Genomic DNA, 17,858 nt, shown 5'->3' with positions numbered 1-17,858 from the left:
ACTTTAACAAACAGACCGATAAGTTTGTTAGCTCCCATGACTTTGTTAAACAGACCGATAAGTTTGTTAAAAATCCCGTGTCACATTATAGTGATGGGACATAAGAAACAACACACGAGATAACCCCAAGGCTCCAATGCGGTCGTTGCGGAGCAAAAAAGTGAGGGGGATACACGCTCATGCCCAAGCGAAAATAGTGACTGCCCGACAACTCGGCGCGCCAGCGGCTAATAATGCTCCCATCGGTGTCTAGAATGAGCTACGGGGCACTTTAACCTTTATTAACCTACCCTTGTGTCAGACTAGCTATTAAGGTGTCAAATGACTAATAAAAACTTTGTATATTTTAGTGCTTTCTAGCACATAAATGACCTCAACATAGTCACTTGAATTTAGATAAAAAAAAATAACCCCTATGATACTAATGTGTATCATAAGGGGTTATTAAATCTCACCAAAAAGACATTTATTTCTGGACATCTTTTACTAAATGAAAAGCTGCTTTTATTCAATAAAATAACTTCTGAATATAAGTCGAGTTCAGTTATAAAAACCTCTTTAGTTAATAGTTTGTTCTCAGGAACAGACTCAGGAACATGTCCCAGGAACGCCAGGAACATTGATATTACCTTGTTCCTGACTGTTCCAGGCTCCCTTTTTATCTGTTCCTGGAACTGTTCCTGAACACCCAGATTATTTTATTAATGTGTAACCTTCATCATCACTACCACTTATTTTTTCAGCTTCCACTAGTAGTTTAAGAGCTTCTTTTATGTCCTCACTTTTAGGGTTTTCAGTACCCCATTTTCTACTTTTACGCAAGGCATCAAACCTAATCGAACCTGATGAAGAAGCATTAATAATCTCTATTATCTTTGATACTAATGGATGGGCTGGAAGTACTTTTATTTCTTGCACTGATGGTAAAGAAAATGACCGTTCTAATCGCTCCATATCGCTTATATGTACAGGAATCTTGTAGAGTGTATTTAACATACGATCACTTAACGCGCCGTTTGTTAAGTGAACACTAGCTGGCTCGTGTACTTCGTTATCCCATTGGTGTCTATACTTTTCGTATTCTTCCCTCACTTCACTAGATACAATCCCTAGTGACCAGTTATTATATTTAGCTAATACCCAAGGTTCGTTACTAGATGCGGCGAAGCCATCGAAAACTGACTTTAACTGCTGTCTCTTGGTGTTGTTACCGATAAGGTTGGGGTTATTTAATGCCTGTTCAATAAATTCTCTTTGATTGTTTTTAGCTAAGAATATTAAATCACCAACTGCTCTAGCATCCCTAGACTTAGCGAAAGGTAGTGACTCAACATTGGAAGAGTGGGAAGATACCCAAAGAGAAAGGTTAAACTCTCTACCCACTAGCCAAGCTTCATTTAAGGCATCTAGAAGACAGTCGTAGAGTGAGATAGCGTCAAAATCACCAGCGTCTTTTTTCTCTTTGCTGTCCATATAAACCCTATAATTACTTGGGTTTATAAACAGCCCCTTGCAAGCGTTCTCAAGCTTCCCAATCATAGTTAGGAAGTCGTCAAGAAATAACCGTTTTACATTGCCGTCATGGTGCATCCCTTGGTTGATAAATTTAATAATTGCGACAGCAGCATCTACCGGGGAACTTTTCACACATAATGCATTATCTGAGCATTTCTTGAAGGCTTGCAAATCGCTTTGTTTGACCACCACAGCCAAGCTTTTAAAGTTATTCCCGAACTGGGCTTTCAACCTACCCCACGCAGTACCTAAATAGGTTGTTTTACCTGCACCTGGGCAAGCTACGATGATGCACCCACCTAATTTAGATTTGTCAGCATCTACTACCTGACAGATAATAGCCTTTGGGTTGCAACCTGGAATGGTTCATTTATTGGTCCAGATTACACTTGGGAAAAAGTTAATAGCAGCACAGGCGTTAGAACAACTCACGTTTATTATGGTGTACTTCCTTCCCCCACAGAAGAGGGACATGTATGGTTATATACAGACTCAACTAGTGGTTCTTCACCAAAGCTAGCATTATCTACTAATGGCGGGGCTTCCTTTACAGCTATGTCAGATTTTAACAAAGTTAAACTGGCAGCACTAGGTAAGGGTACTTCAACAGGTGCTACGTATACAGTGTATGCGTTTGCCTCTAGAGGGGGCGTATGGGGTATTTATCAATCAACAGACCTTGGCGCTACTTGGAATTTAATCGATATCGGGAGTGTCAAAATAGGCAACGATCCTAACTGCATGGGGGCAAGCCTTCAAGTTTTTGGTGATGTATTTGTAGGGTCTGGCGGTAGTGGTGTCTACTACGCTTCCATAAATACCTAATTTTATAGATTTATTTTTGAGGTTTATTAATGCCTAATACGAAGATTTCCGCTGAGGCAGCACTAACTGGTGCTGCTCTAGACCGTGCTGTTGATGTTTTACCAATTGTAGACATTAGTGCTGGGACTACAGGTAATAGAAAGATTACCCCCGATGAAATAATGATTGGTGCGCCAGCTACCGTTTCTCTTGCTGGTTCTATGTCTGCCGCTGATAAAACAAAGCTTGATAGTATTACTGTTGGTAATTTATTAACTACTAACACGGCACAAACTATTACTGGGTTAAAAACTATCCCCACTATTAGTATTGCTATCAGTTCAAGCAAGCCTTCCGCTCCAGCATCTAATAATGTTCTACTATATGCCTCTGATATCGGAGGTCGGTCGTTTCCAGTTACACAAACCCCAGATGGTAGAGAATATCTTTCTCAGACAGGATTAGCTAGAAATCCTGTTACCATCTTCTACCCAACAAACGGGTCTACTATTGGAACTTATGGGCAGTTCAGCACCACTCTAGGTACAGTCTCCCATATAGCGCCAACAGATGATTTAGTACCTTTAATGGTCAATCTCGCCAGCGCTAGTGTTACTAACGTAAACGTTACCCCAAATACCACTTTTATCGCATCAAGTCTCAGCACTAATAGTCGCCTTTGGTGTAGAGGAACAAATGCTAATGGTTTTGGTGGTTATTTCTACTTCACTAGAATACTGTTCCCGGATTCTACATATACAAACACCAGATTCTACGCAGGTTTATATACTTGGCTCCCTACTTCTATCTCTAAGGGTTGGTATGACGGTTATATCACAAGTACTGATACGCCCGATGGTAACTTCTCAGGTTTTAGTTACTCTACTTTTAGAAGTGATTCAACATTTCAATTTATTACTAAAGACGGTACAACTCAAACTACAACCCCCATAACCGGGGCTACTTTTACTAATAATAAACTTTACGATTTTTACATCTACTGCCCCCGCGCTGGCTCTACTATCTCTTATAAAATTGACAACTTGACTGACGGCACTTCTTACACTGGTTCAACCTCAGCCACTCTGCCAACCGCTAACGAATATATGAGTGCTGGTATTCAAATACGCGGTGAGTCAGTTAACGGTAGAAACCTCCGCTTTAATCGCGTATATGTAGAATAAGTATATTAGTAATAAAAAGTGTTAAAAATTATACTCTTAATACTTTTTATTACTTAATGGATTGAATCTAAACAACGCGAAATACACGCTACTAGCCTTAGTGATGTTATTGAGCGTTTGGCAAGAGAATCATCAAATCAGTAAATTCAACTTTTAATAAACCTCTAGGACATCCTAGAGGTTTTTCTTATATTTAACAAAGGTGAATTAGTGCTTGTTAACAAAAAGTATATTATCGAAATCCCCATCCAACCGCTCCCGCCCGACCTACCAACATCCATTGTTAAAGTATTTGCGGATAACGGCACTGTAGGTTTTCTACTCCTAGCTCTCTTCGTAGGGGCTTATCTACTGGATTTAAAAGGGTTTCTCTCTGATTGTCGGTCTGGTTTTAAAGCTCTGGGTGCGATAGCTACTAAACTAGATTCTTTGGCTAAGGAACATGAAAAAAGTGTCGGCGACCACGACCGCAACCATAAAGAGGTTATACATCGACTAGATAGAATTGATGACCATATTGAAAAGATATCTGACAGGTTTAACAAATGACAAGATATTTCTATCCTCCCATCAAAATAAAATCTACCCAAGGATTTAACAAAATGCATCCATTAACCGAATCTCAAATTAAAGAAATTTTTGACCTGACTGATAGCGTTGAAGGGATTGGTATTAGTAAAAATGAGGCTTTAGTCTACGCTGCTGAAAAACTTAGCAATAATCACACATGGGAATCAATTATTGAAGAACTTAAGCAATTTGTTAAACCTGAGTCTGATATACGCCCCGTCTTACCCAAAGGTAAAAAAGCTAATTGAAAATTTGAGTTTTGTTAAAGTCACTAAGTGATTTTATAACTTAACACTGACTATAATTATGAGTAAAAATACCCACTCAGTGAGTCTATGTGCTGAGTGGGTATTTTTTTGTATCTAATTTTGATTTACTGACTTTTATTAAAATAACCGACCAGGCAATGGCATTTACGCAGTAAGGGTTTGACCACTTTATTAACAGGGGATGTGACTTGAGGAGGCGGCATAAGTTCTTTTATCTTCTTACCGGGTATAGATTATAACTCACGTATATATTACATGATAGTCGCCCGAAATTAAGGAAGGTAAAATAAATGTCTGACAACAACGAGGACATCAATCACGAAGTACTGCCGCTGCTTTCCGTAGAACTTATTAAGCAGCAGTTAATAGACACAACAGGGAAAGACCACCTAACCCCTGGTGATAAATACTGGGGCGAACAGTTCTACGTACCCTCGTACAAAGAAGTACAAGATAGACTTTCGTTAAAGGGTATCTTCTTCCTTGGTATCGTTGATGACGCTAACAGTGAGGTAGACCGTAAAAAATCACTGCCCATAATACTTGAGACCACCAGTAAACAGTATTCCCAGACTATAGGGTGGGTACATTCCATCTTTCTACGAGTAGATATTTACACTTCCATTGTTTTGGCATGTAAACATGTATTCAAGAAGTTATACCCTAAGTGGGAACCTGCTTTTTGGGCGACCGATAGAGCAATTGTTGCTGTTTGGGAAGAGAACTATGCGACTCAAATATATGGGCTGGATTGGGGTATTTATGATATTTTTAACAAAACATTTATACCTACAATAAAAGGGCACGTACTTGATCATAAATATATATCTAATGAGTTTGTTCATCAGCTTAAAGATGCTGGAATGAATCATGAGAAATATAGAGAAATTTATGACTCAGTTTTAATGTGTCAGGCTTGTTTTAAAATCTCAATGGACGGGGTTAATAAAAATTATGCCACCACAGATAACCCCAAGACCCCTGAGCCATTTATTCAACTGGCAACAGAAATCCTATTTAAGATTTCAAAAGCACAACTTGACGTTAATAAACCAGAGTTAGATTCTTTAGTTCAGTCCTTTATTGAGTACATGAGCAACTTATCTGAGCGAGACAGAGATAAGTTGTTGGACTCTTCTGTCTCAATGGTTCAATTATGGAGATATTGCACTATATTATACCCTGCAAAAAAGGGGGAAGAAATTGAAGTTAGTGATGACTTCTTAGACATTGACTAGTATTCACGCAATAGTAACTGGCTTAATAAAAAAGACCCATGTACTTTTAATAAAACAATGGGTCTTTTTAGGTCACGATCGAATTTATTATTTTTAAACCAATAAAATTTATATTTGTGTTCGTCGCTAGCTAGCTAATGCCATCTTAATTGCATATTTTTTAAATTTGTTAAACTGTTTTTTTTGTTCTTCTTCATCTTCAATTTTTCTAAGTTCTACCATCCATGCATCTAGTTGTTCATCAGAATCGAAATTTAACTCCGCATCGTCGCGCTTGAGTTCCATTATTGAAAGCTGTGCTTTGTTAATTTTAATATTTTCAACTTTGTTAATGTCTGTAACCCCCGTGGTTGCACGTTTATCAGAATTGATAACAGGTTTATATTCTATGGTACTAGAAATGATTTCATCGAGGTGAAATGCAGTCGTTTCAGTAAAAGTTAATAACGCCGCACTATCAGTATCTAATTCTTCATCAGAGTTGGCATGGATATTAAAAGATTTAATAAAGTTATCAAATATTGCTGGATTATATTTGTTAAAAGGGTCTTCAAAAGGTTTAATTTCTAACTTCCCTTCAACTCCCGATAAACTAGAAGCTTCTAATTCTGCTTCTATAGGTACTGCCCCTTTAATAATCGCCCCGTCATGAAAGTCTTGTACAGCTTTGTAACTATATTTATCACCAAGTTGAATAATAAATGACATATAAGCAGCTTCCATCCCTTGCAGTAAATGGGCTGTTACTTTTCCAATCAATTGACTAGCGTGTAAGTCATCAACTTTTAACAACATCCCGCATTTATTTTTAATGTAGGTAATCCCTTTATGTTTAGTTAACCAATCTGGTTTTGTTAAACCTTTATCATCATCAGTTTTTGGTTTTATTAGTTTTGTTAAAAGTTGTCTATATTCTTCAATGACTTTTATTAAAGGCGCAAATTCATAACTAATTTTTTGTAATGCTTCAAAAGCTAATTTGTCATTGTTATTAAATTCTTTTAATAAAAGTGAGATAGTGGCTGGAGGTTTTATTTTTTTAATTTTCACCTCTTTAGTCTCACCCTCCAACGTAGTTATTAATTTGTGGAAGTTATTTGTTTCTTGAGCATTTTTCCATTCATCCATTAGCCTTGAAACAGCAGCAAAGCGTTCTCTTGATTCTATTGTGGCGGGTACTATAGGGGAACCTATTAATAAAGCTATTAAATAATCTTTACCAGTTTGCTTTTTAATTCCGCAGCGCTCAAACAATGCTTCTTTATTTTTAGAATATAATATTTCATTTTTAATAAAACTTGCATCCAACCCCAAACTCTCTAACAATTGAGCCATACAGTTTGGCTGGGCTGAAGTCATATCATAATTGTTGTAGTTCGGGTTGTCTTTAAATGCCGCTGCTGTAAAACCTCTTGAAGCACTCTGAAACCCACCACCAATGTGAGTTAACCTGCCAGACTTCTGAGCCTTATACGGAGCCATGTACACCCATGTGTCGCCATGTAAATGAATTGCACCACAATCAGTAATTATTTTTCTTAACTTGTCAAGGTCATTACGATAACGCGCATACGCACTTTGGAATTTACTGGTGTTACTGCCATGTTGTTGCTTTATTAAATTTGCTTCGTTTCTTAATTTAATAACCCAATCAACACATCCCTTCCAATTAAACTCGCAAGGGGCATATCCTTTAATACGCTGTACGACTATCTCTGGCAGACAATTATTGTTTTCATCATAGAGGATGGACACAAGAGCGTCTTTAATGCTCTTACCCTTCATCAAGTCATATCGTTCATGGTTTAAGTTTATTAAATCCTGAAATATTAACTCATCTATTTTATATAAGATTGATGGTTTTATTCGATACTGTTTACTCTTATGCAGTTCCACACTGTAGCTGTGGTCGATTTCAATAATCTCTGCAAGCTCCAGTATTCCAATCTCAGCTTTAGAGAAATTCTTCTCAATCCATTTGCTGTAATTATTTATATAGCCATTTAACAAACGCAACACCATATCAACACTTCTGGCTATTAAATGATATACAAACCTGCGGCTGTCTTTATTAAACCCACTTAATAACTCATTCTCTAAATAGTTTCTAACTGATGGGGTGACAACATATGATTTTACAGGTCTGTAATCCTTCCAAGTTTTGTTAACTTTGCTTCTACTCTCTTCTTGATTACCTGGTATAATATTTATAGGGTTACAATGTCCATATAAACAAGAGGAATCCTGGTTTAACACTACGACTGAATCTGATTTGCCCCCTTGTGGGACTCTTGAATTAGACATTATTATATCCTTTAGACTTTTTAAATTAGCCCGGCTGACAACCGGGCACTTTTTTTATCTATTCAACATTACAAATAAAAAGTTATTAATATGTACCCAGATAATTAATGCTCTGGGTCAAGTATTTCTCTTAGCTCCGGTAGAGTCTTTTTTGTAACTTCCATTAATGCCTCTACTTGGTGCAGATATAGTCTTGGTCTTGCCTTGCCATCCAACCATTTTGATATTGATACTGGGTTGATTTCTAATATCAAGGCTAAATAATTTTGTGTTACTCCAAATACGCTTTTAATTCTCCCCATTTTTTTATCCTTTATTAAGAAACTCAGCACTAGTTTTGAAACTATATAACAATTATAAATTATCGAATTACATTTTGAAGTACATAAATTACAAATAGGTAATATTTTTTTTAAATTAGTCACAACCAGAACTAACAAAGCAAGGGCATAAACTGATTCAGTTTCAACTGTTTCTTTTTCTATTTTTATTTTGATTTAAGGTGATATTTCCCTAACTAAAACAGATAAATGCCTCTAGTCCTTACTGGATATGGAGTGTAGCTTCTACTCATCAGAACAATACTTAACCACCACACCACACACAAACCACAACAGCCACAACAAAACCACACCCACACCCAACCAACCCACACAAACCCACACCCAAACAAACAAACAACCAGACCGACAGACAACCAAAACAAACAAACCCAAAACAACCAACACAACCAGAAAATTTATAAATAATTTAATAAATAAGAAATTAAATAAGAAACTTGCGCGAGGGAGCGGATGTTCTCTCATTGCGTGACCAAGGTGAGGTTTAACAAAATTAGGTTTAACAAAGTTGGGTTTGTTTATTTAATAAATAAGAAATTTAAAAAAACTTGCGCGAGGGGGAGGTTTAACAAAGTGATTTAACAAAGTTAATATTCGCTTGAGTTTTTATGCAATCAGTCTGTTTAACAAAGTTAGTTTCCTGGGTTTTTTTAAGCTATTTGTTAAAGTATTGAAAAACCCACACCAGCAGATTTAACAAAGTACAACAAATTATTTTAACAAACCGACCGATTGGTTTATTAAAGTTAGTTTTAGGGATGCCATTGAAACCCTTTTCCTCTAAGCAAAAAGTTAACGATAGCGATTAAATAACTTGAAACAAGTATAACCATTACTGGATAAGGGTTTAGCGATAGTGATTTGTTTTAGTTTATTAAATTAAAGGCGCAGCGCCAACCCATTGTCTTGTATGGGGTGTAGCGTTTTAAATACCCTAAAAGACGAAGCGGTTATTCAATTACAGGCGGGGACAATTCTTTGTTGTTAAGAACTACTATTTGACAGTTATTAAGATTGCAAAACCATTTAACAAACTCAAAACCAGAATCGCATAATCTATCTTTGTCAGTTACTACAATTGTGGTTATTTCTTTGTTGTTAACACGTTCCATTAATTTAATAAAGTTTTTACGCTTCCAATTTATTCCTTTAGCAACATCTTTAACAACTTCAGAACCTGGGTACTTCTCTAAAAGGTAAGCTATTTGTGACGCAAGTGCATTTAGTTGTCTACGAGTGCCGACTCTAGCGTAAAGAACTACTTTTTTAATTTGGTTATTTGGATTTGTTAAATTATTTAATTTAAATTTGTTAAAATCAAATGTGCCATTTTTAGCATCATCCTCTATCTGCCATGCCATAATTTGTGCTTTCTGTAGGTTCACTCTTGTGTCATCCAAACCTGTGGATATATATCTTTTTGAATCTTTTGCAATAGTAGATGGCAACCTTAGTCTTAACTTGCCTCTAAAAGACTCAACTTTCACAATACCTTTGGATACGCCAACCATAAAAAATGCTCCAACGTGATGGAAAAGTTTGTTAAATATAGTGATTAAAAAAGTGTAGGCAGTTCTGGTTTGTTAACCATGTGTCCGTAGGTCTTAATTATCATGCTGGTGTCTTTATGCCCAACCAGGTAAGCTAACCCAGTTATAGGAACACCCTTTTCTATGGCGTGGCTTATCATCGTATGCCTAGCGGTATAAGGCTTCCTATAGGGAATACCCTGCTTTTCTAGTACTCGTTTCCATTGCCTTTCCCGGAAGTTGTCAGCATCTATGATGCAACCTTTGGGGCTTAAAAACACTAAATCTTCCTGGCCGCAGGGGGACGGTTGCATGTTGATTATTACTTCTAAAAGTTCCTTTGGTACAACAAAGCACCTTGTATTACCAGTCTTTGTATCCTTTCTTATCCGCGTGTATCCATTACCTAATAAGTCTCTTGGCATTGACTCAGATATTGTCACCGTGCCAGTTGCTAAGTCGATGTGCTTCCATCTAAGACCAATTGCCTCTGCAGTGCGAGTACCTGTAGTCATTAGAAACAATACGAATGGCAGGTAATGGGGGTAGTGTTCCCGGAAGCCATCGAATATACTTTTGGCTTCGCATAGGGTGAATGGTACAACCTTTGCTTTACCGCCCTTCCGTGACTTAAGTGCAATATAAGGATTACTTTCTACATAGCTTTGACTAACCGCCCAATCAAAACAAGCCTTTAACATACCTAAGCGTTCGTTGTAAGTTCTAGGAGCTAGTTTAGTAGTGGTCAACCATGTAGTGGATGTCAACTCCAACTTGGCTTTGAGTATCATTTGACGTACCCAGTGGTAGTGGTCAGCCTTAGTGTGTGCTGGCAGTTCTAAGGACTCAACCCATAAATCCCAAATTTCAATTAAAGTAACTGGTTTAGACTTGTTTAGTTTAGGGGATAGCCTGTAACGATCTAACGTGGGGTCAAAGTTATTAGCTAGGATGTCATTCTGTATTTTTGTAGCGATCGCCTGTGCTGTTAACAAATCCCTTTTATCTGTATAGTGCCCCCCAGGTACTGGATTGAAGCTGTACCTCTTCCCGCCCCAGGATAATTTTAGCTGGATAGAGCCGTTGTTATTAGTTGGTGCGATTGCTCTCATTGTCCTAAAACTGTCCTAAAAAGAGCATCACTAGGACATTTAGGGGTTAGGTCAGCCTATGATATCTGATGTTAGAATATGATGTGCAAGGGGTGTTGAGCGAATAAGTGAGATTTTGCTTGGCTGTTTAAGGGGAATTAGCTCAGTTGGTAGAGTGCTGCGATCGCACCGCAGAGGTCAGGGGTTCGAGTCTCCTATTCTCCATTCCATCTGTCGATTGCCAAATTATTTGTCCGCGTGTCCAAATTATTTGTCACTTTGACTTATGAAAGCGATCGCATTCATAACCAACATGACGACGTTCATAACCAACATGACGACGTTCATAACCAACATGACGACGTTCATAACCAACATGACGACGTTCATAACCAACATGACGACGTTCATAACCAACATGACGACGTTCATAACCAACATGACGACGTTCATAACCAACATCACGACGTTCATAACCAACATGACGACGTTCATAACCAACATGACGACGTTCATAACCAACATCACGACGTTCGTAAACAACATCACGACGTTCGTCATGAAAACGCTCCCGTTCATAACCAACACGACGACATTCGTTATGAACAGCAAAATTTTTGTTACTCACCCTTCCCCCTGCTCCCTGCCCCCTGCCCCCTGCCCCCCTCACCTCTCACACACCCCCCTCTCCCCCTTACCATTGGGGTTATTCTGCAAATAATCCCGCGCCCAAGCGCAACCCTTCACCATTAAGTCATCCAAATTCAGATTCCACAACATCACCGTGTTGTCAGAACTTGCTGAGGCAATAGTTTTACCGTCGGGGCTGAATGCCACGCTATTGACTTCACTGCTATGACCTTTAAGGGTTTGCAACACCTGCCCCTGGAGATTCCACAACTTCACCGTGTTGTCAGAACTTGCTGAGGCAATAGTTTTACCGTCGGGGCTGAATGCCACGCTATTGACTTCACTGCTATGACCTTTAAGGGTTTGCAACACCTGCCCCTGGAGATTCCACAACTTCACCGTGTTGTCAGAACTTGCTGAGGCAATAGTTTTACCGTCGGGGCTGAATGCCACGCTATTGACTTCACTGCTATGACCTTTAAGGGTTTGCAAGACCTGCCCATCCAGATTCCACAATTTCACTGTGTTGTCAAAACTGGCGGTGGCAATGGTTTTGCCGTCGGGGCTGAATGCCACGCCCCTGACCGAACTGCTATGACCTTGAAGAGTTTGCAAGACCTGCCCATCCAGATTCCACAACTTCACTGTGTTGTCATCACTGGCGGTGGCAATGGTTTTGCTGTCGGGGCTGAATGCCACGCTATAGACCGAATTGCTATGACCTTGAAGAGTTTGCAAGACCTGCCCATCCAGATTCCACAATTTCACTGTGTTGTCAAAACTGGCGGTGGCAATGGTTTTGCCGTCGGGGCTGAATGCCACGCCCCAGACCGCACTGCTATGACCTTGAAGAGTTTGCAACTCCTGCCCATCCAGATTCCACAATTTCACTGTCTTGTCAAGACTAGCAGAGGCAATGGTTTTGCCGTCGGGGCTGAATGCCACGCCCCAGACCGAACTGCTATGACCTTGAAGAGTTTGCAAGACCTGCCCATCCAGATTCCACAATTTCACTGTCTTGTCAAGACTAGCAGAGGCAATGGTTTTGCCGTCGGGGCTGAATGCCACGCTATATACTGAACTGCTATGACCTTTGAGGGTTTGCAAGACCTGCCCAGCAAGATTCCACAACTTCACTGTCTTGTCAAGACTAGCAGAGGCAATGGTTTTGCCGTCGGGGCTGAATGCCACGCTATATACTGAACTGCTATGACCTTTGAGAGTTTGCAACTCCTGCCCCTGGAGATTCCACAACTTCACTGTGTTATCAAAACTAGCGGTGGCAATGGTTTTGCTGTCGGGGCTGAATGCCACGCTCCAGACCGCACTGCTATGACCTTGAAGAGTTTGCAAGACCTGCCCATCCAGATTCCACAACTTCACCGTCTTGTCTTCACTGGCAGAGGCAATGGTTTTGCTGTCGGGGCTGAATGCCACGCTATAGACCGAATTGCTATGACCTTTGAGAGTTTGCAACTCCTGCCCCTGGAGATTCCACAACTTCACCGTGTTGTCACCACTGGCAGAGGCAATGGTTTTGCCATCGGGGCTGAATGCCACGCTATAGACCGATCTGCTATGACCTTGAAGAGTTTGCAAGACCTGCCCATCCAGATTCCACAACTTCACTGTGTTGTCATCACTGGCGGTGGCAATGGTTTTGCCATCGGGGCTGAATGCCACGCTATAGACCGATCTGCTATGACCTTGAAGAGTTTGCAAGACCTGCCCATCCAGATTCCACAACTTCACTGTGTTGTCATCACTGGCGGTGGCAATGGTTTTGCCATCGGGGCTGAATGCCACGCTATAGACCGAATTGCTATGACCTTGGAGAGTTTGCAGTTCCTGCCCCTGAAGATTCCACAACTTCACCGTCTGGTCTTCACTGGCAGAGGCAATGGTTTTGCCATCGGGGCTGAATGCCACACCCCTGACCGAATTGCTATGACTTTCTAGTCGGTTACGTTCCTTAACCCCATAAACTGCCTGTTGGAGAGTAACTACCGCCAAAAGGCGGGTATCTGCTTCTACATTTGTATCTGGTTTTTTGAGCCGCTTGCCTACCTTCAAGCCTGGTATTAAAGCATCAAACTCTAAATTTGATGCCAGCAGGTTTTGTGATTTGAGACTCTCGGTAAGAATTTCAGCATTAACACGGCGTTTTTCTGCTTCTGTGCGGGCATTTTGAGCAATTAAACGCTGCTCATTCACATACAAAGCCGCTCCCGTCATTAAACCCGAAAATATTAACAGTCCCACCACATAAGGCAGCGCAGGTTTCAGCTGCTCCCACCTATCCCGCAAGTTAAAAGGCAAATGTTCATTCAACCACTTGCGGTCAAATACTTGCCGATAAATTTGATTTCTGACCTTTAAAACATTCTGCTCTCGCCGCACCACCCCCGACAACTTCAGGTGAGATTTAACTATTGACTGTTCCTCATCCACAACTGGACGCTTACCTAAACGAATCTCACGGTATTTAGTCAAAACCTCTGGGTCAGGTGCGCGTTTCGTCAACATATCCTGCACAAACTGCAAGTTATTATCTTGCTCACTCATTGCGCCGAAGAAAATATTCTGAACTACGCGGTCAACGAAGGCTTTCCCATTCCCATTCCCCTCCTTCACCAATGCCCCACACAATCGCTGTGTTAAATAGGGATGTCCCTCCGTCCATTTCAGCACCCACCGCAGTACTTGCTGTGCCTCCTCAGTAGCCAACCCCAATCCCTCTGTCAGTGGTAAGGCTTCCTCAAAGGTAAAATCTGTCAAATCCACCCGTTGTCCAATATTAAATGGTGTGCGCTTGGCATCACGGATTAAATCACCGGGCGTTGCCACCCCCATCAACACCAAAGAAAGACGCTGAAACTCAGGATTAGTCGCACGGGCAACGTAGAGATAACGAATCGCCGTATAAAAATCATCGGTGAAATCTAAGCTGAGGGTGGAATCAATTTCATCCACAAAAATCACCACTTTTTCCTCTACCTCAGCCAGTAACACCTTCTCAAAAAACAGCGTCAGCCGTTGCGAAACTCCCAAATATTCATGTTCTCGCCACCAACTCACCACATCAGTCTCAAACATGAGTTGGTCATCCAGCTTCACCAAAAAGCCAAAATACCACTGTTCGGCTGTAACCTGCGCCCCCAATTCCTGAAGGTCAACTATTACCGCCCGTATCCCTTCTGCTGCCAATGTTTGCGCCGTGCGTACCATCAAACTCGACTTACCCATCTGTCGCGGCGTGAGGACATAAGCGAAAGTCGCGTCCCTGCATAACTTCAATAATTCTTCATCAGCTTGGCGGGGAATATAAATCCCACCACCAGCCTGCACCGTCCCACCGACTGTGTAAATGGTTGGGTTAGACATGATTATTCCCCCCATTTCTCGATCTGTCATTGCGTTGGCGGAACGCCTTCCCGCAGGGTACGCAACGAAGTGGAAAGAAGCAATCCCAACCATCTTGCGATTGCTTCATTTCGCTGCGCTTCATTCGCAATGACAATTGTTTATGTGGGTTGGACATAATCATTCCCCCCATGTCTCGATCTGTCATTGCGAGCGGAACGAAGTGGAGGGAAGCAATCCCAACCATCTTGCGATTGCTTCATTCCGCTGCGCTTCATTCGCAATGACAAGTGTTTAACTTTGGCTTGGACATAATTATTCTCCACATCCCGCGAATTGTCATTGCGAGCGGAACGAAGTGAAGAGAAGCAATCCCAACCATCTTGCGATTGCTTCATTCCGCTGCGCTTCATTCGCAATGACAATGACAGGTGTTCGTCATTGCAAGTCGTAGGGTGTGTTACGCCGTAGGCTAACGCACCGTCCGAGATTTTCGGTGCGTTACACTTCGTGATAACGCACCCTACCAAAGCTTGCCGTTTATCCACGAAGATTCTCCCGGAAATAATCGGCGTAAAGTTGACAACGCGGGATCACCGTTCTCCCCTCCCGTCGCACCAAACCCGCACCCCGCAACCTAAAAAATACGCGCTCATCATCGCAGCTATTATGGCGAATTACCTGAAGCATACTTGGCACTAATTCCGCTTTACTATGCAGCCGAAACAAATGATTACGCACATGATTACCAAAGGGGCCATTATCGTCCGTGGCTTTGGCAAATAATTCCGCAGTGGTGAAGCGCTGACTAGCTATTAAATAAAGCGCCAACCTGACTAAATAAGGATGCCCATTCAGCAACGCCATTAACTGCTGTGCTTCACTAGAATTAAGCGGTGAACCGTGACGGCGATTGAGGTCTGTAACCTGTGCGGCGGTAAAATCTTCTAAGTCAATCACCTCGCCCACATTAAACGGCGATTGGTTGAGATTATCAATTAATTGGTAGGGTTCAGTAGAAGTCACCAGCGCTAAATCCAGTTGCTTCCAAATCGCGGTGGTGGCGCGGTTGTTGTGCCAACTGCGAAGCATTCCAAAGAAATCAGAACGGAATTCGGTATCAAAAGCCCTCTCAACTTCATCCATTGCTAACACCAAGGGCTGACCAAATTCTTTCAACAAATAACGCCCAATATAGCGGGTGCAACGCTGACTATTACCCAAGGGCAAATTCCAATATTCATCAACTCTATCCGCCATTTCTATTTCATCAGTTAGCCAAGAGCAGAATTGCCGAAAGAATAAGTCAGCATTGGTTAAGGCTGTTTGATCAAATAATTGAAAATCCAAGAAAGCTATGCGCTTACCTGCTTTCACCGCCGCGTTACAGGTGCGAATTAATAAGGAACTCTTGCCCATTTGTCGGGGGCCTTTAATGGTGATTGTCACACCTTGACGCTGAATGGCATTTAAAGCCAAAACATCGCGATCGCGTTCCACATAAAACTGAGACTCGCCATCCATTGTCCCTTCGGGCATTTCCAGAGATATCGGCTGTGCGGAAGGAAATGGCTGAGGTAAAGTTGATGCTTCCCGTGGCTGGAGTAAATCAGCTTGATTCGCCTGTGCGATCGCCAATTCACCCCCAGAAATCGCCTGCATCAATTCCGCAATCAAGCGCGGTGTATCCTCCTCATCTCGCCAGAATGCCCAGTTAATTGCATCAAGATAAGCACTCAAAGGATACTGAAACGGCTCTCTATATGCCAGGCGCACCGGGAGAATCATCGGTTTTCCGTTTTGTTCCTTGGCGAGGCGACTGGCTGTCGCAATTTCCGCCTCTACCATTTCGCTGTGAATAGAATGCTCAGAAAGGAAAACAATGAAGAAATCTGCTTGACAAAGTTCAGCTTCAATGCGTTCAGCCCAGCGTGTGCCTACCGTGATAATTTGGTCGATAAATACTGTGTGATGTTGAGCTAGCGCCTGTTGAACTTGTAAAGCAATCGGCTCATCGGGGGTGACGTGACGCTTGTAGCTGATGAAGATGCGTTTGCAAGGGGAAGGGGGGAAGATTTCTGGTTGTGCAACTGGGGGCTTGCGGCTTTTGAGGACTGGGGTAGCATATTCAGGGATATTCTCTAAATCAATGGCAATACGCCCAAACTCGTAAGCATCATCGTATGTTCTACCTGCCCCTAGAGCATCATAAAACCCCACAGCAAATTCAATTGCCGCCCTATCTCCTACCGCTTGATTCATTCCCACCACATGATTAATATGTTGGTGAATTGCCTCAGCTTGCGCCTCACTATAGCAGGCGTTTAACACCACACATTCTATCTTGGACTGAAATAACTTAAACAGCCTGCCCAGTGATCCTGTACTCACCAGTTGCAACTGTCCGTTCTGATCTTCCAACACCAAACCTTTATCCCCTTCCCCATGTCCCGAAAAATGGACAATCTCAGGTTGATGATCTAAAAGCGATCGCCGCAAATCTTCAGGACGCACAGCCCATTTAGTTATGATCTCAAACTGCTCTCGAATCTTGGCACGTTCTAACCCCGCCTGAATTTCGCGTACTTCTTTATCCAAGCGCAGTCTCGCCGTATTGTTCGGATTGGCTGATAAAATCAGGATTTTTTTCACATTGTCATCCAGTATTTCCACCAGAATTTCTCTCTAGATGCAGTTTACTACAGCAGAGTTACGCAGACTTACTGGCACATTGGATTTAGAAGCAGCGTTGGAACTCTTCCAAAGTATCACCGAGAACTTAGAGGTGAAAATTGTCAGCGAAGTGTAAGTGGGTCTGGTGCGGGAGGCGAGATGCGATCGCGCCGAAAAAGTTCGTCAAGTCTTTGAAAATCGCCAAATAGAAGCACACGAGACTTTAGTTCAATTAGATGAAATAGCCAACGTATGTGTCGAAGCAGAGGAAGAACGCCAAAAGCTCGATGTTGATGAAAATACCTTTGCCAATCAATTTCTATCACTACAGGACGCTTGACTGACAT

15 protein-coding genes and 1 tRNA gene are annotated in these 17,858 nt (G+C 41.5%); 7 read left to right on the top strand and 9 right to left on the bottom strand.

The genetic code is table 11. The annotated features are described in order from the left end of the window. Positions 1–693 precede the first annotated feature (693 nt). A complete protein-coding gene (locus CAL7507_RS06390) occupies positions 694–1,746 on the bottom strand; it encodes a hypothetical protein (protein WP_042341218.1) in 1,053 nt (350 codons plus the stop codon). Between the two features lie 324 nt (positions 1,747–2,070). Here CAL7507_RS06390 and CAL7507_RS06385 point away from each other — a divergent pair, with 324 nt between their 5' ends. The 5 genes from CAL7507_RS06385 to CAL7507_RS06365 all read left to right on the top strand — a co-directional run bounded on the left by CAL7507_RS06385 (position 2,071) and on the right by CAL7507_RS06365 (position 5,580). Then, on the top strand, positions 2,071–2,340 hold the full coding sequence (locus CAL7507_RS06385) for a hypothetical protein (protein WP_042341216.1): 270 nt from the start codon (positions 2,071–2,073) through the stop codon (positions 2,338–2,340). 29 nt (positions 2,341–2,369) lie between these two features. Beyond that, positions 2,370–3,503, top strand: coding sequence for a hypothetical protein (locus tag CAL7507_RS06380; protein WP_015127631.1), 1,134 nt, complete (start codon positions 2,370–2,372; stop codon positions 3,501–3,503). A 210-nt stretch (positions 3,504–3,713) separates the two neighbouring features. Then, positions 3,714–4,052, top strand: coding sequence for a hypothetical protein (locus CAL7507_RS06375; protein WP_015127630.1), 339 nt, complete (start codon positions 3,714–3,716; stop codon positions 4,050–4,052). Continuing rightward, positions 4,049–4,321, top strand: coding sequence for a hypothetical protein (locus CAL7507_RS06370; RefSeq protein ID WP_042341213.1), 273 nt, complete (start codon positions 4,049–4,051; stop codon positions 4,319–4,321). The genes CAL7507_RS06375 and CAL7507_RS06370 overlap by 4 nt, the downstream gene beginning before the upstream one ends. Before the next feature lie 311 nt (positions 4,322–4,632). Then, a complete protein-coding gene (locus tag CAL7507_RS06365) occupies positions 4,633–5,580 on the top strand; it encodes a hypothetical protein (RefSeq protein WP_015127628.1) in 948 nt (315 codons plus the stop codon). Positions 5,581–5,706: 126 nt separating this feature from the next. Here CAL7507_RS06365 and CAL7507_RS06360 read toward each other — a convergent pair whose 3' ends face one another. The 5 genes from CAL7507_RS06360 to xerC form a co-directional block, all read right to left on the bottom strand. Continuing rightward, positions 5,707–7,884, bottom strand: a complete 2,178-nt coding sequence (locus CAL7507_RS06360) for a hypothetical protein (RefSeq protein WP_015127627.1) — start codon at positions 7,882–7,884, stop codon at positions 5,707–5,709. A gap of 104 nt (positions 7,885–7,988) precedes the next feature. Beyond that, entirely contained in the window at positions 7,989–8,309 is a 321-nt protein-coding gene (locus CAL7507_RS31545; protein ID WP_144051196.1) for a hypothetical protein, read from the bottom strand. Between the two features lie 141 nt (positions 8,310–8,450). Further along, on the bottom strand, positions 8,451–8,612 hold the full coding sequence (locus tag CAL7507_RS32245; RefSeq protein WP_160166316.1) for a hypothetical protein: 162 nt from the start codon (positions 8,610–8,612) through the stop codon (positions 8,451–8,453). Between the two features lie 563 nt (positions 8,613–9,175). After that, positions 9,176–9,736, bottom strand: a complete 561-nt coding sequence (locus CAL7507_RS30090) for a recombinase family protein (RefSeq protein WP_015127624.1) — start codon at positions 9,734–9,736, stop codon at positions 9,176–9,178. A 44-nt stretch (positions 9,737–9,780) separates the two neighbouring features. Further along, on the bottom strand, positions 9,781–10,866 hold the full coding sequence (xerC, locus tag CAL7507_RS06340) for a tyrosine recombinase XerC (RefSeq protein ID WP_015127623.1): 1,086 nt from the start codon (positions 10,864–10,866) through the stop codon (positions 9,781–9,783). 131 nt (positions 10,867–10,997) lie between these two features. On the opposite strand from xerC, the gene CAL7507_RS06335 reads away from it, so the two are divergent. After that, positions 10,998–11,070 (top strand) — tRNA-Ala (locus CAL7507_RS06335). Between the two features lie 49 nt (positions 11,071–11,119). Here CAL7507_RS06335 and CAL7507_RS06330 read toward each other — a convergent pair. The 3 genes from CAL7507_RS06330 to CAL7507_RS06320 form a co-directional block, all read right to left on the bottom strand. After that, on the bottom strand, positions 11,120–11,473 hold the full coding sequence (locus CAL7507_RS06330; RefSeq protein ID WP_160166315.1) for a hypothetical protein: 354 nt from the start codon (positions 11,471–11,473) through the stop codon (positions 11,120–11,122). Between the two features lie 38 nt (positions 11,474–11,511). After that, positions 11,512–14,859 (bottom strand): AAA-like domain-containing protein, encoded by a 3,348-nt coding sequence (locus CAL7507_RS06325; protein ID WP_042341887.1) that lies wholly within the window; start codon positions 14,857–14,859, stop codon positions 11,512–11,514. 519 nt (positions 14,860–15,378) lie between these two features. Then, positions 15,379–17,511, bottom strand: a complete 2,133-nt coding sequence (locus CAL7507_RS06320) for an AAA-like domain-containing protein (protein ID WP_015127619.1) — start codon at positions 17,509–17,511, stop codon at positions 15,379–15,381. 136 nt (positions 17,512–17,647) lie between these two features. Here CAL7507_RS06320 and CAL7507_RS06315 point away from each other — a divergent pair, with 136 nt between their 5' ends. Beyond that, a complete protein-coding gene (locus CAL7507_RS06315) occupies positions 17,648–17,851 on the top strand; it encodes a hypothetical protein (protein ID WP_015127617.1) in 204 nt (67 codons plus the stop codon). The last annotated feature ends 7 nt before the right edge of the window (positions 17,852–17,858 follow it).

Source organism: Calothrix sp. PCC 7507, from assembly GCF_000316575.1.
GTDB lineage: Bacteria > Cyanobacteriota > Cyanobacteriia > Cyanobacteriales > Nostocaceae > Fortiea.
This window is presented reverse-complemented; position numbering and strand designations above follow the sequence as displayed.

Excerpts from the sequence above, each read along its gene's own strand:
- CAL7507_RS06370 (WP_042341213.1), top strand. The coding sequence starts at position 4,049 with ATGACAAGATATTTCTATCCTCCCATCAAAATAAAATCTACCCAAGGA.
- CAL7507_RS06365 (WP_015127628.1), top strand. The coding sequence starts at position 4,633 with ATGTCTGACAACAACGAGGACATCAATCACGAAGTACTGCCGCTGCTT.
- CAL7507_RS06325 (WP_042341887.1), bottom strand. The coding sequence starts at position 14,859 with ATGTCTAACCCAACCATTTACACAGTCGGTGGGACGGTGCAGGCTGGT.
- xerC (WP_015127623.1), bottom strand. The coding sequence starts at position 10,866 with ATGAGAGCAATCGCACCAACTAATAACAACGGCTCTATCCAGCTAAAA.
- CAL7507_RS30090 (WP_015127624.1), bottom strand. The coding sequence starts at position 9,736 with ATGGTTGGCGTATCCAAAGGTATTGTGAAAGTTGAGTCTTTTAGAGGC.
- CAL7507_RS06385 (WP_042341216.1), top strand. The coding sequence starts at position 2,071 with ATGTCAGATTTTAACAAAGTTAAACTGGCAGCACTAGGTAAGGGTACT.
- CAL7507_RS06360 (WP_015127627.1), bottom strand. The coding sequence starts at position 7,884 with ATGTCTAATTCAAGAGTCCCACAAGGGGGCAAATCAGATTCAGTCGTA.
- CAL7507_RS06380 (WP_015127631.1), top strand. The coding sequence starts at position 2,370 with ATGCCTAATACGAAGATTTCCGCTGAGGCAGCACTAACTGGTGCTGCT.